The organism is Brevundimonas sp. 'scallop', assembly GCF_011045535.1.
In the GTDB taxonomy this organism is placed as follows: Bacteria; Pseudomonadota; Alphaproteobacteria; order Caulobacterales; family Caulobacteraceae; genus Brevundimonas; species Brevundimonas vesicularis.
The window spans coordinates 902,388-922,795 of the sequence record NZ_CP039382.1 but is presented as its reverse complement, the minus strand read 5'-3'; the positions used below and the strand labels follow the sequence as shown (position 1 = coordinate 922,795).

The 20,408-nt window shown below is 67.2% G+C and carries 20 protein-coding genes; 7 read left to right on the top strand and 13 right to left on the bottom strand.

What is annotated here, in order from left to right; translation table 11 throughout:
• Positions 1–32: 32 nt before the first annotated feature.
• The gene (locus E4341_RS04525) at positions 33–1,931 is read right to left on the bottom strand and encodes a DEAD/DEAH box helicase (protein ID WP_165115499.1); all 1,899 of its coding nucleotides are present in this window, start codon (positions 1,929–1,931) and stop codon (positions 33–35) included.
• 206 nt (positions 1,932–2,137) lie between these two features.
• On the opposite strand from E4341_RS04525, the gene E4341_RS04520 reads away from it, so the two are divergent.
• Positions 2,138–2,347, top strand: coding sequence for a flagellar basal body rod C-terminal domain-containing protein (locus tag E4341_RS04520; protein WP_066623816.1), 210 nt, complete (start codon positions 2,138–2,140; stop codon positions 2,345–2,347).
• A 4-nt stretch (positions 2,348–2,351) separates the two neighbouring features.
• Here the strand turns inward: E4341_RS04520 and E4341_RS04515 are convergent, their stop codons facing one another.
• Positions 2,352–3,035 (bottom strand): helix-turn-helix domain-containing protein, encoded by a 684-nt coding sequence (locus E4341_RS04515; protein WP_165115497.1) that lies wholly within the window; start codon positions 3,033–3,035, stop codon positions 2,352–2,354.
• A 58-nt stretch (positions 3,036–3,093) separates the two neighbouring features.
• Here E4341_RS04515 and E4341_RS04510 point away from each other — a divergent pair, with 58 nt between their 5' ends.
• The 5 genes from E4341_RS04510 to E4341_RS04490 all read left to right on the top strand — a co-directional run bounded on the left by E4341_RS04510 (position 3,094) and on the right by E4341_RS04490 (position 5,778).
• Positions 3,094–3,537, top strand: coding sequence for a VOC family protein (locus E4341_RS04510; RefSeq protein WP_165115495.1), 444 nt, complete (start codon positions 3,094–3,096; stop codon positions 3,535–3,537).
• Positions 3,537–3,998, top strand: a complete 462-nt coding sequence (locus E4341_RS04505) for an SRPBCC family protein (protein ID WP_165115493.1) — start codon at positions 3,537–3,539, stop codon at positions 3,996–3,998. Before E4341_RS04510 ends, E4341_RS04505 begins: the two co-directional genes overlap by 1 nt.
• A gap of 60 nt (positions 3,999–4,058) precedes the next feature.
• Positions 4,059–4,466 (top strand): VOC family protein, encoded by a 408-nt coding sequence (locus tag E4341_RS04500; protein ID WP_165118559.1) that lies wholly within the window; start codon positions 4,059–4,061, stop codon positions 4,464–4,466.
• 22 nt (positions 4,467–4,488) lie between these two features.
• On the top strand, positions 4,489–4,842 hold the full coding sequence (locus tag E4341_RS04495) for a DUF1428 domain-containing protein (RefSeq protein ID WP_112863566.1): 354 nt from the start codon (positions 4,489–4,491) through the stop codon (positions 4,840–4,842).
• A 69-nt stretch (positions 4,843–4,911) separates the two neighbouring features.
• On the top strand, positions 4,912–5,778 hold the full coding sequence (locus E4341_RS04490) for a Ku protein (RefSeq protein ID WP_165115491.1): 867 nt from the start codon (positions 4,912–4,914) through the stop codon (positions 5,776–5,778).
• On the opposite strand, the gene ligD is transcribed toward E4341_RS04490, so the two are convergent.
• The 6 genes from ligD to E4341_RS04460 form a co-directional block, all read right to left on the bottom strand.
• Complete coding sequence (gene ligD / locus E4341_RS04485) at positions 5,775–8,348, bottom strand: DNA ligase D (RefSeq protein WP_165115489.1); 2,574 nt, start codon at positions 8,346–8,348, stop codon at positions 5,775–5,777. The two genes, E4341_RS04490 and ligD, sit on opposite strands and share 4 nt — an antisense overlap.
• Before the next feature lie 34 nt (positions 8,349–8,382).
• Positions 8,383–9,126 (bottom strand): extensin family protein, encoded by a 744-nt coding sequence (locus E4341_RS04480; RefSeq protein ID WP_165115487.1) that lies wholly within the window; start codon positions 9,124–9,126, stop codon positions 8,383–8,385.
• Positions 9,127–9,182: 56 nt separating this feature from the next.
• Positions 9,183–9,362, bottom strand: a complete 180-nt coding sequence (locus E4341_RS04475; RefSeq protein WP_165115485.1) for a DUF2256 domain-containing protein — start codon at positions 9,360–9,362, stop codon at positions 9,183–9,185.
• 49 nt (positions 9,363–9,411) lie between these two features.
• Entirely contained in the window at positions 9,412–11,358 is a 1,947-nt protein-coding gene (rpoD, locus tag E4341_RS04470) for an RNA polymerase sigma factor RpoD (protein ID WP_091748719.1), read from the bottom strand.
• Between the two features lie 74 nt (positions 11,359–11,432).
• On the bottom strand, positions 11,433–13,292 hold the full coding sequence (dnaG, locus tag E4341_RS04465; RefSeq protein ID WP_165115483.1) for a DNA primase: 1,860 nt from the start codon (positions 13,290–13,292) through the stop codon (positions 11,433–11,435).
• A 265-nt stretch (positions 13,293–13,557) separates the two neighbouring features.
• Positions 13,558–14,394, bottom strand: a complete 837-nt coding sequence (locus E4341_RS04460) for an LD-carboxypeptidase (RefSeq protein ID WP_165115481.1) — start codon at positions 14,392–14,394, stop codon at positions 13,558–13,560.
• Between the two features lie 69 nt (positions 14,395–14,463).
• On the opposite strand from E4341_RS04460, the gene murC reads away from it, so the two are divergent.
• Positions 14,464–15,873 carry a UDP-N-acetylmuramate--L-alanine ligase gene (gene murC / locus E4341_RS04455; protein ID WP_165115479.1) on the top strand — a complete coding sequence of 470 codons (1,410 nt, stop codon included), beginning with the start codon at positions 14,464–14,466 and terminating at the stop codon, positions 15,871–15,873.
• A gap of 22 nt (positions 15,874–15,895) precedes the next feature.
• Here murC and E4341_RS04450 read toward each other — a convergent pair whose 3' ends face one another.
• From E4341_RS04450 to E4341_RS04430, 5 genes are read right to left on the bottom strand one after another with little or no spacing between them, the layout of a single operon-like run.
• A complete protein-coding gene (locus E4341_RS04450; protein WP_165115477.1) occupies positions 15,896–17,260 on the bottom strand; it encodes a sulfite reductase subunit alpha in 1,365 nt (454 codons plus the stop codon).
• A complete protein-coding gene (locus tag E4341_RS04445; protein WP_205751357.1) occupies positions 17,257–18,363 on the bottom strand; it encodes an FAD:protein FMN transferase in 1,107 nt (368 codons plus the stop codon). Before E4341_RS04445 ends, E4341_RS04450 begins: the two co-directional genes overlap by 4 nt.
• A gap of 10 nt (positions 18,364–18,373) precedes the next feature.
• A complete protein-coding gene (locus tag E4341_RS04440; protein ID WP_205751356.1) occupies positions 18,374–19,174 on the bottom strand; it encodes a DUF4198 domain-containing protein in 801 nt (266 codons plus the stop codon).
• Between the two features lie 11 nt (positions 19,175–19,185).
• A complete protein-coding gene (locus tag E4341_RS04435) occupies positions 19,186–19,698 on the bottom strand; it encodes a DUF2271 domain-containing protein (RefSeq protein ID WP_165115473.1) in 513 nt (170 codons plus the stop codon).
• Between the two features lie 11 nt (positions 19,699–19,709).
• Positions 19,710–20,387 carry a PepSY-associated TM helix domain-containing protein gene (locus tag E4341_RS04430; RefSeq protein ID WP_370458466.1) on the bottom strand — a complete coding sequence of 226 codons (678 nt, stop codon included), beginning with the start codon at positions 20,385–20,387 and terminating at the stop codon, positions 19,710–19,712.
• Between the last annotated feature and the right edge of the window lie 21 nt (positions 20,388–20,408).

The following is a 20,408-nucleotide window of genomic DNA, read 5'->3' as shown; positions in this document are numbered from 1 at the left end:
CTCCGCCCACGATCAGGCAAGTGCCGGCATGATCAGCCCTTGGGCTTGCCTTTGAAGCCGTCCTTCTTGAAGCCCGGTTTGGCCTTGAAGGGCTTCTTGGCATAGGGCTTGTCGCCCGAGGCGTTCGAGCGCGGATTGGCGCCGCCGTCAGCCTTCGGCGCCCAAGGCTTCTTCTTGAACGGCGGGCGGGCGTCGCCCTCTCCGCCATCGGCGCGCTTGTAGGGGGTCTTCTTGAAGGGACGGTCGCCATCCTCGCGCGGCTTGCCGGCGAAGCGGCTGGCCTTCATCGAGCCGGGCGTCGGGGCTTCCGACGGCGTGATCTTCACCTCGTCCTTGGAGGCGGCGACGGCTTCGCGGAAAGCCTTCTCGTGGGTTTTGGCGACCTCGAACCGCGTCTCTTCGGGGAAGGTGCGGATGGCGCCGATCTGAGGCTTGGAAATGCCGCCGATGCGGCAGATCAGCGGGATCAGCCATTTGGGGTCGGCGTTCTTGTTGCGGCCCACGTCCAGACGGAACCAGACCACATCATCAGCGCCCAGGCGGTCGCCCGGCCAGGGTTGAGCCGCCGTACCGTCGTCGTTGCGAACGGTGCGTTCGCGCTTGGCCGGACCGCGATCCGAACCCGGATCGGACAGTTCTTCCGGCGCCGGCTGTTCCTTGCGCAGCAGACGCACCAGGGCGGCGGCGATCTCGTCGGGCGTGCGCTCGGCGATCATCCGCTTTGCGACGACCATGTCCTCGTCGGAGACGTCAGCCTCGAAGAACTCGGGCGACAGCAGACGGCCTTCGTCGGCTTTGCGGATTTCATCGAAGGTCGGGGCGCCGGTCCAGACGGCGTCGACGCCGGCCTCGTCCATCAGCCGCTCAGCCTTGCGACGGCGCGAGTGCGGGACCAGCATGACCGAGATGCCCTTCTTGCCCGCCCGGCCCGTCCGGCCCGAACGGTGCAGCAGGCCGGCGCGGTTCATCGGCAGTTCGGCGTGGATCACCAGACCCAGGTCCGGCAGGTCCAGACCGCGCGCGGCGACGTCGGTGGCGACGCAGACGCGGGCGCGGCCGTCACGCAGCGACTGAAGCGCATCGGTGCGCTCGCGCTGACCCATTTCACCCGACAGGCTGACGGTCGAGAAGCCGCGCTCCAGCAGAGAGGATTGCAGGTGACGCACGCTGTCGCGGGTCGAGCAGAAGACCATGGCGCGCGGCGCCTCGAACCAGCGCAGGGTGTTGACCACCGCGTGCTCGATCTCGTTGGGCGCGATGCGATAGGCGCGGTATTCGATGTCGGCGTGCTGGCGCGTCTTGTCGGTCGCGTCGATGCGGACCGCGTCCTTCTGATAGCGTTTGGCCAAGGTGGCGATGTCGCGCGCGATGGTCGCCGAGAACAGCAGGGTGCGGCGTTCGGCCGGCGCCTGGTCCAGGATGTGCTCCAGGTCCTCGCGGAAGCCCATGTCCAGCATCTCGTCGGCTTCGTCGAGGACGGCGACCTTCAGCTCCGACAGGTCTAGGTTGCCCCGGTCGATGTGATCCTTCAGGCGGCCCGGCGTGCCGACGACGATATGGACGCCAAAGCCGAGCGCGCGAGCTTCACGCCGCGCATCCATGCCGCCGACGCAGGTGGCGATCTTGGCGCCGGAGTCGGCGTACAGCCATTGCAGCTCGGCCGCGACCTGCATGGCCAATTCCCGCGTGGGCGCGATGGCCAGGCAGAGCGGCGCGTCGCCGGGGCCGAAGATCGGCTTGTCGCCCAGCAGGGTCGGCGCAGCGGCCAGACCAAAGGCGACGGTCTTGCCCGAACCCGTCTGGGCCGAGACCAGCAGGTCGCGATCCGCATGCTCCGCCTCCAGGACGGCGGCCTGAACCGGAGTGGGTTCAGCATAGCCCTTGTTGATCAGGGCGCGGTCGAGCGCGGGATGGACGGCGGGAAAGGGCATAGGAAACCTGGGACAACGGACAAGGGCGGTCGCCGAAACGACCGCGCCCGGCCGAGGTCAGACCTCAGGCCGGGCGAATGATGGCGCTCTATACATCAATAAGGGCGCAAGCGGGGCGGAAAACGCCGTTCACCCTGTTCCTTCAGGCGACGTTGACCTGAAAGACGCAGTCTGGCGATCGAACCCACCGCGTCCGGAGCTTCGCCATGCAAGCGCTTTCCATAGCCGCCGCCGGAATGACGACCGCGCAGAACCGGTTCGACAACAGCGCGCGTCGCACCGCCACCGCGCCGTTGGACAATCTCGCCGAGGAAACCGTGGAGCGGATCCAGGCCAAGACCGCCTTCAACGCCAACGCCGCCGTTCTGCGCACCGCGGACGACATGACCGGCACGCTGCTGGACATGCTGGCCTGAAGCTTCAGACCGGCGCCTTCTCAGGCAGGTTGAAGAGGCCCGCGAAGCGGTCGAACACGGCCCGGTCGCCGGTCAGGGTCATCAGGTCGTCAGCCTCGAAGGCGGCAGGCGGAACCTTGCCGTAAACGCACGCGGCGACCAGCGGCGGTTGGGTCGTCAGGACGACATCGGCGGTGTCCGTGGCGCCGCGACGGGTCGTGATCGTCCCCTTTTCGATCTGAACGACAAAAGGTTCGTCGCCGAAGACGAAGCCGACGGTCATCGCAGCGTCTCCGGCCAGGGCCGGATCGAACATCGTCTCGAACGACTGCATGATCGACACCGCGCTGATCGGCAGTGTCGGGTCGTGGCGAGGCGAGCGCGCGGCCCAGCCGCCCAACACCATGAAGACCGGCTTGATCTCGTATCCCCAAGGCGTCAGCTCATAGACCTGGACCGAGGCGGGCGGCGGGAGCTTGCGGCGGGTCACGATGCCCGAAGCCTCCAGCCCCTCCAGTCGCTGGGTCAGCACGTTGGCGGAAATGCCGTGCAGATCATTTCGCAGATCACCGAACCGACGCGGGCCCATCATCAGTTCGCGGATCACCAGCAAGGCCCAGCGCTCGCCGATCAGGTCCAGCCCGTGTGCGGCGCCGCAGGCGTCGTGATATCGGCGACCAGCCCTATCGGTTATCTTTTCTAACTTCATAGTTGACTATCGTAATCATCGGAGTCAGGTTTCGCAAATAACAAGGAGAGGAAACGCCGTGGCCCAGCTGATTTTCATCAACCTGCCGGTCGCCGACCTGCCCCGATCGATCGCCTTCTATGAGGCCGTCGGCGCGACCAGGAACCCGATGTTCAGCGACGACACGGCCGCCTGTATGGTGGTGTCGGACGTGATCCACGTCATGCTGCTGACCCACGACAAATGGCGCACCTTCACCGACCGGGCGATCCCCGACGCCCATGCCTCGGCCCAGGTTCTGTTGTGCCTGTCCCGGGACAGCCGCGAGGCGGTCGACGCCGTCGTAGCCCAAGCGGAGGCCGCTGGCGGCGAGAGCGATCCGAACGCGCCCCAGGATTACGGCTTCATGTACGGCCGCAGCTATGCCGATCCGGACGGCCACATCTGGGAGGTGATGTGGATGGACCCGGCCGCCGTCGCCGCCGGTCCCGAAGCCTTCGCCGCCAACGCCATGGTGTCGTGATGGCCGACAGTCGTGAACTGAGCATCAGCCGTCTGATCAAGGCCTCGCCGGAGACGGTGTGGAAGATCTACACCGAGCGCACCGACGAATGGTTCTGCCCCCGCCCCTGGACCACGCCGGTCGTGGATTGGGACCTGCGCGTCGGCGGGCGGGCCAATGTCGAAATGGCTTCGCCAGAGGGCGAGCGGCATCCCTATTCCGGCGTGTTTCTGGAGGTGGTTCCGGGCCGCAAACTGGTCTCGACCGGCGCCTTTACAGAGGGCTGGGTTCCGCAGGCCGGCGACATGAATTTCGTGCGGATCGACACCTTCGAGCCCGAGGCCGGCGGAACCCGCTACACCGCCACCGCTCGGCATTGGGACGAAAAAGCCGCCGAAACCCACAAGGCCATGGGCTTCGAACAGGGCTGGGGCGCCGTCGCCGATCAACTGGCGGCGTTGGCGCAGGGAGATGCGGCATGAGCGACAAGATCATTCCCTGCCTGTGGTTCGACGGCTGCGACCGCCTTTTATGTCAGCCTCCTGCCCGACAGCCGCATCACCGCCGTCAACCGCTCGCCGGTCGATACGCCCTCCGGCGCTGAAGGCACGGTCCTGACGGTGCAGTTCGTGCTGGCGGGTCGCGAGTATCTGGCGCTGAACGGCGGACCGACCTTCCGCTTCACCGAGGCCGTCTCCTTCATGGTGATGACCGAGGATCAGACCGAGACGGACCGGCTGTGGGACGCCCTGCTCGCCGACGGCGGCAGCGAAAACGCCTGCGGCTGGCTCAAGGACCGCTGGGGTCTGTCGTGGCAGATCACGCCTCGTCGCCTGATGGAACTGACCACCGATCCGAACCCCGCGCGCGCCAAGGCCGCCATGCAGGCCATGATGGGTATGATCAAGATCGACATCGCGGCGCTGGACCGCGCCGTCGCCGACGTTTGAATCCAGAAAGAGGAGACGACTGATGACCTATGTGACCGGCTTCCTGACCCCCGTGAAAACCGAGGACAAGGCGCGCTACGTCAAGTCCGCCGAGGCCTCCTGGCCCCTGTTTCAGAAATACGGCGCCCTGTCCCAGGTCGAGACCTGGGGCGAGGACGTGCCGGACGGCAAGGTGACCAGCTTTCCCATGGCGGTGAAGCTGGAAGAGGGCGAGGTCGTCGTCTTCTCCTGGGTCACCTGGCCCGACCGCGCCACCGCAGATGCCTGTTTCGGCAAGATGCAGGACGACCCCGACTTTGCGAACATGGACATGCCCTTCGATGGCAAGCGCATGATGTGGGGCGGTTTCAGCGTCGCCTTCGAAGGCAAGGCCTGATGCCCAGGCGGCGGCCCTGTTCGAACGCAAATCGCCCTGACGCATTGTCACGGATCGAGGAGAACCGACATGGCCGCCCGCCCCACCTGGCAAGGACATCTGAAGCTGTCGCTGGTCACCTGTCCGGTGGCCCTCTACACGGCGACGACCAGCACGAACGACGTGCGGTTTCACCTGATCAATCCTGACACCAACAATCGCATCCGCATGGTGCCGACCGACCCGGACGCCGGGCCGGTCGAACGCAGCGATCTGGTGCGCGGCTATGAGGTGTCCAAGGACGAATACGTCCTGTTCGACGACGCCGACTTCGACAAGGTGAAGCTGGAAAGCACCAAGACCATCTCGATCGACAAGTTCGTCGATGAGGACGACATCGACCGACTGTATTGGGACGATCCCTTCTTCGTGGTTCCCGAGAAAGGCGCGGGCGTCGAGGCCTTCGCCGTCATCCGCGACGCCATGAAGAAGCAGGGCAAGGTGGCGCTGGGTCAGCTGGTCTTGCGCGGCAAGGAGCGCCAGCTGGCGCTGGAGGTCCGGGGCAAGGGACTGATCGCCTACACCCTGCGCGCCCATGACGAGGTGCGCGATTCCGACGATTATTTCGACGACATTCCGACGGTGAAGGCCGATCCCGACATGGTCGAGATCGCCGCGCGCATCATCGGCCAGAAGGAGGCGGACTTTGACCCGACCGATTTCAAGGACGGCTACGACGACGCCCTGCGCGCGATGATCAAGGCCAAGTCGAAGGGCGGCAAGGGCGTGGTCGATGTCGCCGAACCCGACGACACCAATGTCATCGACCTGATGGCCGCACTGCGGAACAGCCTGAAAGGGTCGGCGACGGGGACGAAGAAGCCAGCCGCGAAGAAGGCCCCGGCAAAGAAGGCGACGCCCAAGAAGGCTGCGGCAAGGAAGAAGACAGCGGCCTAGACGCCCATCGCTTTCAGCGCCGATTTCAAACTGACCGCCGAGGCGCGGAAATCGGCCCAGGGATCGGGCTTCTTCAGCAAGGCCGCATAGGTCCAAAGGTTGAATGCGGCGGGGTCCAGCCCGGCCTTCACCTGCCCCCACGACAGCGGGAAGGCGATCCCCGCCCCCGGCCGCGCGCGCGGCGACCAGGGCGCGACCGCCGTCGCCATTCGCCCGTTGCGCAGATAGTCGATGAAGATCTTTCCGCCCCGCGCCTTCTTGGCCAGGGTGGTTGTGAACCGGTCCGGCGCCTCGGCGCGGATGGCCTCGGCCACCGCCTTGGCGAAAGCCTTGTTCTGATCCCAGGTCACGCGCGAGCGGGCGTCGGTCTTGATCGGCACGACGACGTGCAGCCCCTTGCCTCCGGTCGTCTTGACGAAGGCGGCGAGACCCAGCGCCTCGATCTTCGCCTTCACGACCTTGGACGCGGCGATGACGTCGGCGAAGTCCAGCCCCTCGTCGGGATCCAGGTCGAAGGTGATCTGATCGGGGACTTCCGGCTGGCCGGGCGCACAGCCCCAGGGGTGCAGTTCCAGCCCGCCCGACTGGGCGATGGCGACCAGGCCGCCGACATCGACGGCGGCGACGTAAGGGGTCCGGGCCTTGACGTCGATCAGCTTCAGTCGCGGGTTTGACCCCGCCATGGCATGACGCTGGAAGAAGGTCTCGCCCCCGATTCCCTCGGGCGCCCGGATGATCGAGGTCGGCCGGTTCGCCACATGGGGCAATATCCGCTCGGCGGCCGCCTCGTAATACCGGGCCAGATCGGCCTTGGTGATCGCCGGCCGGTCGCCCACGGCGGGCCACAACACCTTGTCAGGGCTAGAGAGGGTCACGCCCGCCACGACCACCTTGCCGGGCTTTCCAGCCGGTCGCACCGTGGTCGTGGCCTTCTTCGCGTCGCCCATGTCGGTGGGCGGCTGCGGAGCCTCGGTGACCTCGGCGGCCGTCTTGTCTTCCCGCAAACCCTTGAACACCGCCTGCCGCAGCGATCCGGATTCGGTATAGCCGCCGTGCTCGACCTCGGCGACCAGCACCGGCTTGACCCAATGGATGTCCTTGGCCGCCTTGGGCGCGCCCGCCCCGGCGAAGGGGGATTTATCCGCCGCCACGCCCTTCAGCGCAGGAACAAGCGTCTTCGTCACCGCCTCGCCATAGCCGGTCCCGACCCGGCCCAGATAGCGCAGGCCGCCCTTTTCCCTGACCCCGACCAGCAGAGAGCGGAACCGCGTGCCGCCCTCGGACGACCAGCCGCCGATCACGACTTCATCGCGCCCGCGGCATTTGGACTTCAGCCAGGTCGATGACCGCCCGGCATGGTAGGGGGCATCCAGTTTCTTGGAGATCACGCCTTCCAGATCCATGCGGCAGGCGCTCTCCAGCACCGCCTGGCCGGTCGAGGCGAAATGCTCGACGTAACGCAGCCGCGCCCCGGCCGCCCCCGACCCTGGAGCGCCGATCCGGTCCACATAGGCCTGCAGTCGCGCCTTGCGATGCGACAGCGGCAGTTTACGCAAATCCTCCGCCCCCTCGAACAACAGATCGAAGGCGAAATAGACCAAGCCTTCCGTCTTCTCGTCCGAGATGGCCGCCTGCAACGCCCCGAAGTCCGGCATGTGATCGTCGTCCAGCGCGCACAGCTCGCCGTCGATCACCGCGTCGGGCCAGGTCGCCGCATCCGCCGCCAGATCCGCGAACTTGTCGCTCCAGTCCAGACCCTTGCGCGTCCGCAAGACCGCCCGACCGCCGCCCACGCCGATCTGGATGCGATAGCCGTCGAACTTGATCTCGTGCGCCCAGCCCGTCCCGCCCGGCGGATGGTCAGTCACCTTGCACAGCTGGATCGGCACGAAGGCCGGCGGCTTCTTGGCCTTCGCCGCCGCTTTCGAAGGCTTGGGCTTGGCCGGGCCTCTACGCCCGGTCGGCTTGGACGCCGTCCACTCCTTCGTCCCATCCGCGATCTCGGCCAGCGACCGCCCTGTCGTCACAGAGGCGTCGATTTCGGCCAGCGCATCACCCTCGCCCGCCACGGCGAAGTCGTCCTTCTCCTTTAGCAGCAGCCAATTGTTGCGTTTGGAGGCTTTGCCCCGATCGCTCTTCAGCCGGATCAGCGCCCATTTGCCCTTCAGCCGCTCGCCGTGAAGGATCATCTTGATCTGACCCTTGGCCCAGGCCGCCTCCAGGTCCGGCTCCTGCGGCTCCCAGGTGCCCACATCCCACATCTGCACCGTGCCGGCGCCGTAGTTGCCGTCGGGAATCGTCCCCTCGAACGACCCGTAATCCAGCGGATGATCCTCGACTTCGACCGCCAGACGTTTGACCGCCGTGTCGCGCGACGGCGCCTTGGTCACGGCCCAGGATTTCAGCACCCCGTCCGACTCGATACGGAAATCATAGTGCAGACGCGTCGCCGCGTGGCGCTGGATCAGATAGCGGAAGCCGCCCTTCGCACGCCTGGCCTTGGCGCCCTTCGGCTCGGGCGTTTCGCCGAACCGGCGCTTGGCCTGATAGGTCTTCAGTTCACCGCGCATAGGGGCGTAATCCGCCCCGCGCCAAAGCGTTGCCTCAGCGACAGAAGCGCGTGTCGGTCGCCTCGAGGTGCAGGTGGTCGTAGTGGACGGTATTGTAGTCGGGGCTGAGCGTCGTGCCGAAGATGCGACAGGCGTCGTCGCGGATGCGCTTTAGGAAGCGCGCCTCGGGCGTGTCGCCGCTCCAATCCTTGGTGACGGTGATGCGCCGCCCGTCTCTCAGCCGCACCCCGGCGAAGTCCAGCGCCGCCGCCTGGGAATGGGCGCTGATGCGGTTGGAGCCCACGCCGTTGTTCACGTTGCGACAGGCATAGGCCCCCATATGATCGATCTGCACGACGTCAGAGCCCAAAATCTCACGCGCCGCCGGCTCCAGCGACTGCCGACGCCAGATGCTCAGCGCCAGCGCGGTCTGGCAGGTCATCTCCCCATCGCCCGGCGCCATGCGCGCCACCGTCCCCAGGTCGGCGCCCAGCACCCCGCCCTTGCTCAGCCCGCAGGTCGCGGTGTTTTGGCGATCCGGCACGGGACTGAACCGCACGCGGGCAGCGTTCAACTCGGCCAGGCAACGGCCCAGATCGCCGCCTTCTCGCACGACCAGGGCCTGTGTCCCGCCGTCGATCATCCGATCCACCAGCCCCCCGACCAGCGGCGCCTCGGTGCGCGACGGATAGGGCGATGGGGGCCGCAATGGCTCGGGCGGCCGCCGTACGCAGCCGCTGAGGATCAGCAGGACGCCGAGGCCGATGAGAAAGGGAGAGACGCGCGACACGGAAAGCATGGCCGCGACGCTTAGCTGATTCCCGCCGCCGCCGTGGTCACGAGGCGGAGAGCCGTCTATCGGCGCTCTTCGGACGCGCCCTTGGCCCGGCACCGATCCGAACAGAACCGCACCTGATCCCAGTCCCGCGCCCACTTCTTGCGCCAGGCGAATGGCAGGCCGCAGCCGGCGCAGAGCTTTTGCGGCAGCTCGGACTTGGCCGGCGCCGTGCCGAGATTGACGTGTTTTCGGGCCATGTCGCCTGCCAGGAAAAAGGGCGGCCCGTCGGAGCCGCCCTTGATCGTATCAGCTGTCCAGGAAGGACCGCAGTTTGCGCGACCGCGACGGGTGCTTCAGCTTGCGCAGCGCCTTGGCCTCGATCTGACGGATGCGTTCGCGGGTCACCGAGAACTGCTGGCCGACTTCTTCCAGCGTGTGGTCCGTGTTCATGCCGATGCCGAAGCGCATCCGTAGGACCCGCTCCTCACGCGGCGTCAGGGACGCCAGCACGCGGGTCGTGGTCTCGCGCAGGTTCGACTGGATGGCGGCGTCGATCGGCAGGACGGCGTTCTTGTCCTCGATGAAGTCGCCCAAGTGGCTGTCTTCCTCGTCCCCGATCGGGGTTTCCAGCGAGATCGGCTCCTTGGCGATCTTCAGGACCTTGCGCACCTTCTCCAGCGGCATGGCCAGCTTTTCGGCCAGCTCTTCCGGCGTCGGCTCGCGGCCGATCTCGTGCAGCATCTGGCGGCTGGTGCGGACGATCTTGTTGATCGTCTCGATCATGTGCACCGGGATGCGGATGGTGCGCGCCTGGTCGGCGATCGAGCGGGTGATCGCCTGACGGATCCACCAGGTGGCGTAGGTCGAGAACTTGTAGCCGCGTCGGTACTCGAACTTGTCGACCGCCTTCATCAGGCCGATGTTGCCCTCCTGGATCAGGTCCAGGAACTGCAGGCCGCGGTTGGTGTATTTCTTGGCGATCGAGATCACGAGGCGCAGGTTGGCCTCGACCATTTCCTTCTTGGCCTGACGCGCTTCGCGTTCGCCCTTCTGCACCGTCTGGACGATGCGGCGATAGTCGTCGATCGGCAGGCCGGCTTCCAGCGCCACGGCGGCGACGTCGGAGCGGATGGTCGCGATCTGGCTGGCTTCGTTCTCGCTGAACTTGGTCCAGCGCACGCCCTGATCCTTGATCCGGTCGGTCCAGGTGGGGTCGAGCTCGGAGCCGAAATAGGCCTTGAGGAACTCGGGCCGCGAAATGCCGTAGCTGTCGGCCAGGCGCAACAGACGGCCTTCCAGACCGATCAAGCGCTTGTTGATCGCATAGAGCTGCTCGACCAGCGCCTCGATGCGATTGTTGTTCAGCTTCATCGTCTTCAGACGGTCCGAAATGGACGTCGTCAGCGCCTGATAGGCCTTTTCATCCTTGGCGCTCAGCACCTCGCCCTTCAGGCGTGTCTGAACCAGCTTGTCCTGCAGGGCGCGGAAGGCGCCGAAGTCCGCCGCGATGGCGTTCAGGACGTCCATCACCCCGTCGCGCAGCTCGGCTTCCAGCGCCGAGATCGACATGCCGCCGCCGTCGTCGAAGTCGTCGTCATCGTCGTCGTCGGACTCAGGCTTGTCCTCGGCGGCCGGCTTGTCCTCGGCCTCTTCTTCCTCTTCGCCTTCAGGCTGGGCGGCGCCCGGCAGGGACGAAGGGTTCAGAACGCCATAGGTGGCGTCCAGGTCGATGACCTCGCGCAGCAGGATGCGGTTGTTTTCCAGCTCGTCGCGCCAGACCATGATGGCCTCGAAGGTCAGGGCGCTTTCGCACAGACCCGAGATCATGGCGTCGCGGCCGGCCTCGATCCGCTTGGCGATGGCGATTTCGCCCTCGCGGCTCAGCAGTTCGACCGAACCCATCTCGCGCAGGTACATGCGCACGGGGTCGTCGGTGCGGTCATAGGCCGACTTGGCGGGCGTTTCGGCCACGGCGGTGCCGGCGGCAGCGGCCACGTCGGTGGACTGCTGCTCCTGCGCGTCCTCCTCGGCCTCCACGACGTTGACGCCCATTTCGGACAGCATCGCCAGGGTGTCTTCAATGGCGTCGGGCGTGACTTCTTCGGACGGCAGGACCTTGTTCAGCTCCTCCATCGTCACATAGCCGCGCGCCTTGGCTTGCTTGATGAACTTCTTGACGCCGGCGTCCGTCAGATCGAGCAGGGGCCCATCGGTCGAAACCTCGGTGTCCTGCGTCTCGGTCTGTGCGTTCATAGTCAGTCTGTCTCCAGCCGAGAGGGTGATCAGTCCGCCCCGGCGAAAAATACAATGCTTGGCGTGCCGTAAGGTTACGTGCCCGCGCTGTCTTCCCAAATCGTCCCGGCTTTGATCGCACGGCGAAGCGCATCCCGCTCGGCCTTCAGCCGGCGGAACGCCTCATCCTGCCCAGGCACATCACGTGCATGGGCCAAGGCGTCCTCCAACGCGGCGACCCGCGTCGAAGCGTCGAACGCCTGCGACCATCGGACCCTTGCCTCGGCGAGGGGCGCATTTGCGGCCAGGAATGGCGCGCCGGACTTTGCCGCCGCCTTCTCGACCTCGCGCACTAAGGCATCATGACCCGATTGCGCCAGATGGCGTCGCAGGGCGGCGGAGTCAAGGCTATGTCCCGACAGACGCAGGCGAACCAGCTCCTGCGCCAGTCCATCCAGCCCCTTGTCGCCGAATCCGTGGGCGGCGATCTCTTCCAGACGGTCGTCCATCCGTTCGGGGTCGTCGATGGCGCCGTGGGCCAGAGCGGCCGGCACCGGCTCGATGGCGCGAAACAGCGACTGCATCGCCTGGGCGCCCTCCGCCGTCTGACCCAGTTTGGGCGGCGGACCGAAACCGCGTTTGCCCTGCCCCGGCGTCCAGGGCGCGCGTTGAGGGCTGCGCGGGAACAGGGCGTCGAAACGGTCGAAGAGGTCGCGGCGGTATTGCTCCGCCAGATCTTTATCCTGGATGGCTGAGGCGGTGTTCCTCAGCCGCGCCTTGAAGCCGGCCTTGCGTTCCGGCGTGTCCAGCGGCTCCAGATCCTGTTCGCGGCGGAACAGCACCTCGGCGAACCCATGGGTTTCGGCCAGGGCCTGACGCAGCGCGGGCGCGCCCTTGTCGCGCAGGATGTCGTCGGGATCCTGCCCGGCGCCCAGCAGCGCGAACCGGAATGAGCGCCCTGGCTTCAGCAGCGGCAGCGACCGTTCGATGGCGCGATAGGCGGCGCGCAGTCCGGCCGCATCACCATCGAAGCACAGGATCGGCTCGTGAGACACGCGCCACAGCCGTTCCATCTGCTCCTCGGTCAGGGCGGTGCCCATCGGCGCCACGGCCGGCAGGCCCGCGCGCTGGCAGGCGATGACGTCCATATAACCTTCGACCACGATGATGGCCTGATCGTTCTTGGATTCCGCGCCCAGAATCCGTCGCGCTTCGGGCAGGCCGTAGAGAGTCGCGCCCTTATGAAAAAGCGGGCTTTCCGGACCGTTCAGATATTTGGCGCGGTCGTCGGGGTTCATGGCCCGGCCGCCGAAGCTGACGATCCGGCCGCGCGCATCCAGGATCGGGAACATCAGCCGGTCGCGGAACCGGTCATAGGGCTGGCCGCCGCTTTCGGGCGAGATCAGCAGCCCGGCCTCGACCAGTTCGGCCGGCTTGGCGCCGCGCTGGACCAAGGCCTGCTTCAGCCCCTCACGGTCGTTGGGCGCATAGCCCAGGCCGAACCGCTCCCACTGATCCTCGGGCAGGCCGCGCTTGTCCAGGTATTCGCGCGCTGCCTTGCCCGGCGTGCGGCGCAGGTTTGCGGCGAACCATTTCTGGGCCAGGTCCATCCAGTCCGACAGACCCGCCCGCTTCTGCTCGCGCTCGGCTTCCTTGGGGTCTTCGGCGGGAAGCTGCATCCCCGCCTCGCCGGCCAGGCGCTGCACCGCCTCGACGAAACTCAGCCGCTCGGTTTCCTGCAGGAATGAGATGATGTCGCCATGCTTGCCGGACGAGAAGTCGTGGAAGAACCCCTTGTCGTCATTGACGAAGAAGGACGGCGACTTTTCCTTCGAGAAGGGCGACAGGCCGACGTATTCGCGCCCCTGACGTTTCAGCTTCACCGTCCGCCCGATCACGTCGGACGGCCGAAGGCGGGCCTTCAGTTCATCGATGAATCTCTCGTCGAAACGCACCCGCGATCCTTAAGCCCTGCGGCCCTCAACGTCGATGGATGGGAAGACGATCAGGCGGCTCGTCCGGGCATCCCCCGATATCCGAACGAACCGCCGCATCGCAGAAGGCGCAAACCGCAGCGTCCCCCAACGCCTTGGCTAACGAAGTCCTAACGCCTCGCGGACCGGCATCTGAAGTCAGGACCGGCGTTCTGTCGAGAGGCGGGCAGCTCCGCCATAGCGAATAGAGGCGAGACTGTGTCCTTTTCGTCGCGCGTCGTTCGCCTTACGGGCGACCGAAGGGGACGATCTTGTTGGCGGCGTCATGCCCGATATCGGCGCTTCCCAGGAAGGGTATGCCCGAACGCAGGCACCAGTATCGAACGATTTCCTCCGGAGTCTGACCATAATCGGGATCGTTTGGCGTGACGTCCGAGACCCGTCCCAGGCGAATCCCGGCCACACGTCGGATGCTGGCCTGGCTGGTCAAGTGAAACATCATTCTGTCGATCCGGTAGGCGGCCTCGGACACCTCCTCCAGCATCAGGACGTGGTCGGACAGATCGGGCTCCAGCGGCGTGCCGGTCAGTTCGTTCAGGATGGTCAGGTTGAAGGCGACGGCCGGGCGCGGATCGGCCGCTAGCGACGGCTCGATCCAGTCGGTGCGTCCGGTGGTCAGCCAGGACAGGGCGCCGCGCGCGGTTGCGTCGTCGCGCACCGAATCCGAGGCCATCGGTCCGTGCGCCAGATGCTGGAATCCGGCCTTGTACATTCCGGCCAGCAGGCTGCCGGCATCGGAATAGCCCATGTAGCGCTTCTTGCGGGCGACGGCGTCCAGGCGCGGGATCACCGCATCAGCGATGCGACACGAACCGTATCCGCCGCGCGCGAACCAGATGGCGTCGATGCGGGGGTCGTTGGCCAACTCGACGAAGGCGTCGGCGCGCGCCCGGTCGTCGCCGGCGAAATGACCGTGTTTCAGAAAACAGGCGGGGTGAAAGACGACGGCGACATCGCGGTCGGGATGGTTGTGCGCCATCCAGGCCTCGACGGCCTCGGCGCGCTCTTTCGCAAAGCGCGAACTGGCGCAGACGACGCCGATCTTGAAACTGTTGGTGGTCACGTCCGTCTTCTTCGTCGTTTTTGCGATCCCCTACTGGCGGACCGGCCCGATCCCCTGTTCTAAGGGGGCATGAACCAAGACGCCTCCTATTTCTTCTGCGGCATCGGCGGGTCGGGCATGCTGCCTCTGGCCATGATCGTCCAGGCGCGCGGCGCTGTGATCGAAGGGTCGGACCGGGCGCTGGACCAGGGCCGCACGCCCGAGAAGTTCGACTGGCTGCGCGCCCACGGCGTGACCCTGCACCCCCAGGACGGGTCGGGCGTGACCCGCGCGGATCAGACCGTCATCGCCACCGGCGCCATCGAGGAGACGGTGCCCGACGTCGGCGCGGCCAGGCGCGCGGGCGCGACCATCAAGACCCGGCCCGAACTGCTCAGCGAACTCTTCAACGCCGCCCCGACCTCGGTCGGGGTCGCGGGCACCAGCGGCAAGTCCACCATCACCGGCATGATCGCCTGGATCCTGCATCAGACGGGCCGCGAGCCGACCGTCATGAACGGGGCGGTGATGAAGAACTTCGCCGACCCCGACCATCCGTTCGCCAGCGCCCTGATCGGCGGGCCGGACGTGTTCGTGTCGGAGGTGGACGAAAGCGACGGCTCGATCGCCCGCTACGATCCAACGGTGGCGGTGGTGTCCAACATCTCGCTGGATCACAAGTCGATGGAGGAGCTGCGCGACCTGTTCGGGGGCTTCACCGCGCGGGCGACGACGGCCGTGTTGAACCTGGACAACCCCGAGACGGCGGCCCTGGCCCAGGAATTGGCCCAGACCTTGCCGGCGGGCAAGGCGATCACCTTCGGCCTGGGCGAAGAGAAGGCCGACCTGTCCGCCCATGATCTTCAGCCCCTGCCGACGGGCATGCGGTTCCGGCTGATCGAAGGCTGGAGCGAACACGACGTGGTCCTGAACGTGCCCGGCGCGCACAATGTCGCCAACGCCCTGGCGGCGCTGGGCGCGACCCGGGCGCTGGGCGTGCCGACGGCCGAGGCGGTCAAGGCGCTGGAGACCTTCGCCGGCATCCGTCGCCGGATGGAAGTGGTCGGAACGGCCGGCGACATCACCGTCATCGACGACTTCGCCCACAACCCGGACAAGATCGCCGCCACGCTGAAGACCCTGCACGCCTTCGACGGGCGCCTGCTGATCCTGTTCCAGCCGCACGGTTTCGGCCCGCTGAAGCTGATGAAGTCGGAGTTCATCGACGGCTTCGCCGGCTTGATGCGCGAAGACGATGTGCTGCTGATGCCCGAGCCGGTCTATTACGGCGGCACCACCGACCGCAGCGTGGGATCAGAAGACATCGCCTCCGGCGTCCGCGCCGCCGGCCGTCAGGCCGAGGCGCTGCCGACGCGCGCCGACTGCGGCGACCGGATCGTCGAGATCGCCAAGCCCGGCGACCGGATCATCGTCATGGGCGCGCGCGACGACACCCTGTCGACCTTCGCGGCGGAACTGTTGGGGCGTCTAGGCGGGTAACCGCCATCGGCAAGGACAGGGTTCAGTACACGTCACGGCGATAGCGCCCGTCTTCCAGCAGTGTCAGCACCACGTCCGCGCCCAGCGCGCTTTCCAGCGCGGCATGCACGCCTTGCGACATGCCGTCCAGACTGCCGCAGACATAGATCGCCGCGCCGCGCGCGATCCAATCTCGAAGCTCGTCGGCCGCCGCCGCGACCAGGTCCTGCACATATCGGCCGTCGCCCGCATCGCGCGAGAAGCTCCGGTCCAGCCGCCGCAGCACGCCCGACGCCAGCCAGGCCTGCAACTCCGCATCGAAGAAGGCGTCGTGCGCCTGGGTGCGTTCACCGAACAGCAGCCAGGCCCCGCCCGTGTCGGTGCGCGCCTTCAGGTGCGCGCGCAGTCCGGCGATGCCCGTGCCGTTGCCGATCAGGATCATCGGCGTCTCGTCCGCCGGGCCGTGGAAGCTGCGGTTCGTGCGCAGCCGCATCCCGATCTCGCCGCCGAGCGACAGGTCTTGCGTCAGCCAGCCCGAGGCCAGGCCCGGCGCGCCGTCAGGATGGCGCATCAGTCGGATCAGGAACTCGACCCGGCCGTCCGACGGCAGGGAAGCGATGGAATATTCACGTGAACCCGGCGTGACGCCATCACGCTCAGGCAGGCCGACCTCGGCGATGTCGCCGGCCGACCAGTCGGACGTCGCGCCCACGGCCTCGAACGCCAGATGATAGGCCTCGCCGCCGGGACTGCCCGGATTGACCAGGGTGCGTTCGACCAGCCGCCAGGGGGCGTAGGCGGGCGGAGTCCAGTCGGGAGCCGTGACGCTGCCCGTGATCTGGTTCAACTGGTGCTGCCAGTGGCGAAGGGCGCCGGCCTCGCCGTTGTCGACCTCGACCATGTCGAACAGCGGTTCGGCGCCGGCGCGTCGCAGCCAGCCGTCGACCGCATGGCCGAAGCCGCAGAACTGGTCATAGCTGCGGTCGCCCAGCGCCAGCAGACCGAAGCGCAGTTCCGACAGGTCCGTCGCCTCGCCCATGACCTTGCGTACGAACCGGGCCGCGCTGTCGGGCGGATCGCCCTCGCCGGTCGTCGAGACGATCAGCAATGCGCGGTCCGCCGCCTTCAGGGTCTGCACATCCAGATCGGCGAGGGACAGCACCCGCGCGCCCACGCCGCCGTCGCTTAAGGCGCGCGCCGTCATCCACGCCAGTTCTTCGGCGAAGCCCGTCTGGCTGGCGAAGGCGATCAGCACCGGCTGGCCATCGCCTGCGCCCGCCAGGGCATCAGACCGCGCGCGGGCCGCCGCCCTCGCCTTGCGCTCACGCCAGACGATGACGGCGATCAGGGCCAGCCAAAGCGCCAAGGCCCCGACCGCCCACAGCCAGCGCTGCGGATCGGCTGTCACCCCGGACGATCTCCGTCGTCGTCGAGCAGGGCGGCGAAGGCCGGCGACATCCGCTCGACCGGGCCGCGCTCGGTGCGTTCGACGAAATGGGCCATCAGGCCGACGGCCTCGGCGTAGTCCGGTCCGTCGAACGGTCCCATGACGGTCAGGGCCGTGGCGTAGGCGTCGGCCATCATGGCAGAGGGGTGCAGGACGGTGACCGAACTCAGATTGTTGCTGACCGGCCGACCGGCCGATCCGTCGATGGTGTGGGGATAAATGCGCCCGTCATGGCGGAACGCGCGGCGATAGTCGCCGCTGGTCGCCACGGCGAGATCGAACAGGGCCGCCACGGTGTGGGGCGCAGGCGAACCCTCGACCCGCTCGATTTCGACCCACCAGGGCTGGGCGTCCGGCTTGACGCCGCGCCCCTTCAGCTCGCCCCCGATTTCGATCAGGTGCGAGGTCGCGCCCATGGCCATCAGGCGGTCGGACACGCGGTCCACCGCATGACCCTTGGCGATGCCGGAGAAGTCCAGCCTCATCCCGCCCATCTGCATCACCGCGCGCGCATCGCCGTTCAGCCGCAGCTTTTGCCAACCCGAGACGGCCGCAGCCGCCGCGATCTCGTCCTCGGACGGGACGGGCAACAAGGCCGAGCGCGGTCCGGGCGGGCCGAAGCCCCACAGATCGACCAAGGCGCCCAGGGTCGGATCGACCGCGCCGTTGGTCTCGTCACCCAGGGTCATCGCCGCATCCAGCAGATCCCAGAACGGCTGGGACACCGCCCAGACGCCGGCCGGCGCGGTGTTGAAGCGGCTGGTTTCGCTGGACGGCTCCCACGGGCTGAACAGACCGACGACGGTCGCCAGTTCCTCTTCGATCGCAGACCGGATCTCGGCCTCGCCCACGCCTGGCGGGGCGATGACGCGCGCGCTCCAGGTCGTGCCCATGGTTTCGCCGCCCAGCGAGCGGATCAGGTCGCTGGGCGGACGGGGCGGCGCGCCTTCGATCGCGGGCACGAGGACGCGGTTGTCGGCGCGGTCGCCCAGAGGGGCGGCGTCGCCGATATTGACCGTGGGCGGGGCGGCGCGGGAACCGCGCGAGGGGGGAATGTCGGACATGGCCCTTCGCTTAGGGCAGGACTTCCATCGCCGCCACATAGCTGGCGTTGGAATCCAGCGTTTCGCCCTGGCCTTCGGTGCGGACCGAGGCGTTCAGCCAGTACATGCCCGCTTCCGGCCAGGTGATGGTGAAAGCGCCCTCGGCGTTGGTTTTGAGCGTCGATTCTTCGGGGTTGTCGCGGTAGCGCAGACCACCGCGCGCCACGGTGACATCGACGTCCGCCGCCGGCTGGCCATTGTTCAGCAGTTTGAAGGTGGCGGGTTCGCCGACCACCAGATCGTTCGGGTGGGTGACGGGAACCAGCTCAAGCCCCTCGCCGGTCGTCTTGAAGACGGTGTCGGAGGGGTTGTTCAGGGTGACGAAGGTCTCGATGCGGCTGGCAGTGCGGGTCGCCTGAACATTGGTCGCGCCCTCGGGCAGGCCCGCCGGGTATTCCGAGGCCGCGCCGCGCCAGCGCTTCTGTTCACCGTTCAGGGTGTAGCTGGCCATCACGCCGTTCATGACGTTGGCGATCTTGTAGGTGCCGTTCTGGGTCAGATGGGCGTCGAAGGTCGAGCGATAGCGGCCCTGCATGGCGTTCTCGGGCTGGACCGCCGAGCCATCCGGCGCGGTGATGGTCAGGCCGGTCAGGCGCATGGCGGCGTGATCGGGGTTGAACACCTGGTTCGACATGCCGGCGTCGAATCCGACCCAGGCGTCCGTGCCCGACAGGGTCGAGGCGGTGGGCGCCAGCCAGGCGCGGTGGGCCTGGGCGGCCATGGGGGCGGCCAGCGCTGTGGCCAGCGTCAGCAGGGCGATCGTCTTCTTCATGGTCATGATCCTCAGCGAGAGACGGCGACGCGCACGGCGCCCAGTTCGGTGGAGCCGGTTCCGGCGCCGGTGTTGGCCACGCCCCAGCGGAAGGGTACGCGCACGACTTCGCGTCCGCCCAGTTCGCGGGCCGCCTCGACGACAATGTTGTACTGGCCGGGCTGAAGGTTGCGCAGGCGTGCGGCGGGCACGGTGACGGTCTGGCGGCCCGGCGCGCGCGTGGCGCCGGATACGCCGTCGGCCGGCAGGCTCATGGCCCGGCCGCCCTTGCGCCACCAGGTGCGCAAATCCTTCAGCCAGTCCTTGCCGTCGCCCTCGTTATTCCGGGTCTGCTGATACCAGACGGCCAGGGTGCGTTCGGCCGACTGGTCCGGCTTTTCGATCCACATCGCGACATAGGGGCGATGATAGGAAGCGGTGTTCAGACGCGGAATCTCGACCGACACCGTCAGGTCGGCGGCCATGGCGGGCGCAGCGGCGGCGGCCAGGCCGACGGTGGTGATGACGACGGGGAGAAGGTGCATCGGAAAACTCGTCAGTGAATGAAGATCAGGGCGATAACGACGGGGATCAGCAGGCCCAGCGCCGCCAGCGGCCAGGTCGAGGGCCGACCCTTGGCGTGCAGGACTATCAGACCCAGGCCCGTGACGGCGAAGATGACGCAGGCCGCCGCGAAGACGTCGATGAACCAGAACCAGACCACGCCGGCGTTGCGGCCCTTGTGCAGGTCGTTGAGGTAGGCGATCCAGCCGCGCGTCGTCTTCTCGTGCAGCGTCTCGCCGGTCGAACGGTCGATGGTGACCCAGCCGTCGCCGCCGGGCATGGCTAGGGCGACATAGACCTCTTCCGCCGTCGTCTCGGTCGGCTTGTCGGCGATCTCGACCTTTAGAGCCTCGGACGCCCAGCGGGCGACCGCGTCGGGAACGGGATCGGTCGTCTCCTGCGGGAAGCTGGCCAAACGCTGCAACAGGGGCGGCGGCAAGGTCGCGGTCTGTTCGACCGTGACCGGATCGCCGGGGATCGCGGCCGCGTGGTTCAGGGTGATGCCGGTGACCGCGAACAGGATCATGCCGATCAGGCTGACCGCCGCAGAAATCCAGTGCCAGCTATGCAGCTGCTTCAGCCAGAACGACCGCGCGCCGTTCAGCGCCGCCTTGGGTTTGGGGTCCTTGGCTGCGGTTTCGGCCTGACGCTGTGTGGCGAGTTCGGTCACGGCCTCGCTGTGCCATTGTTG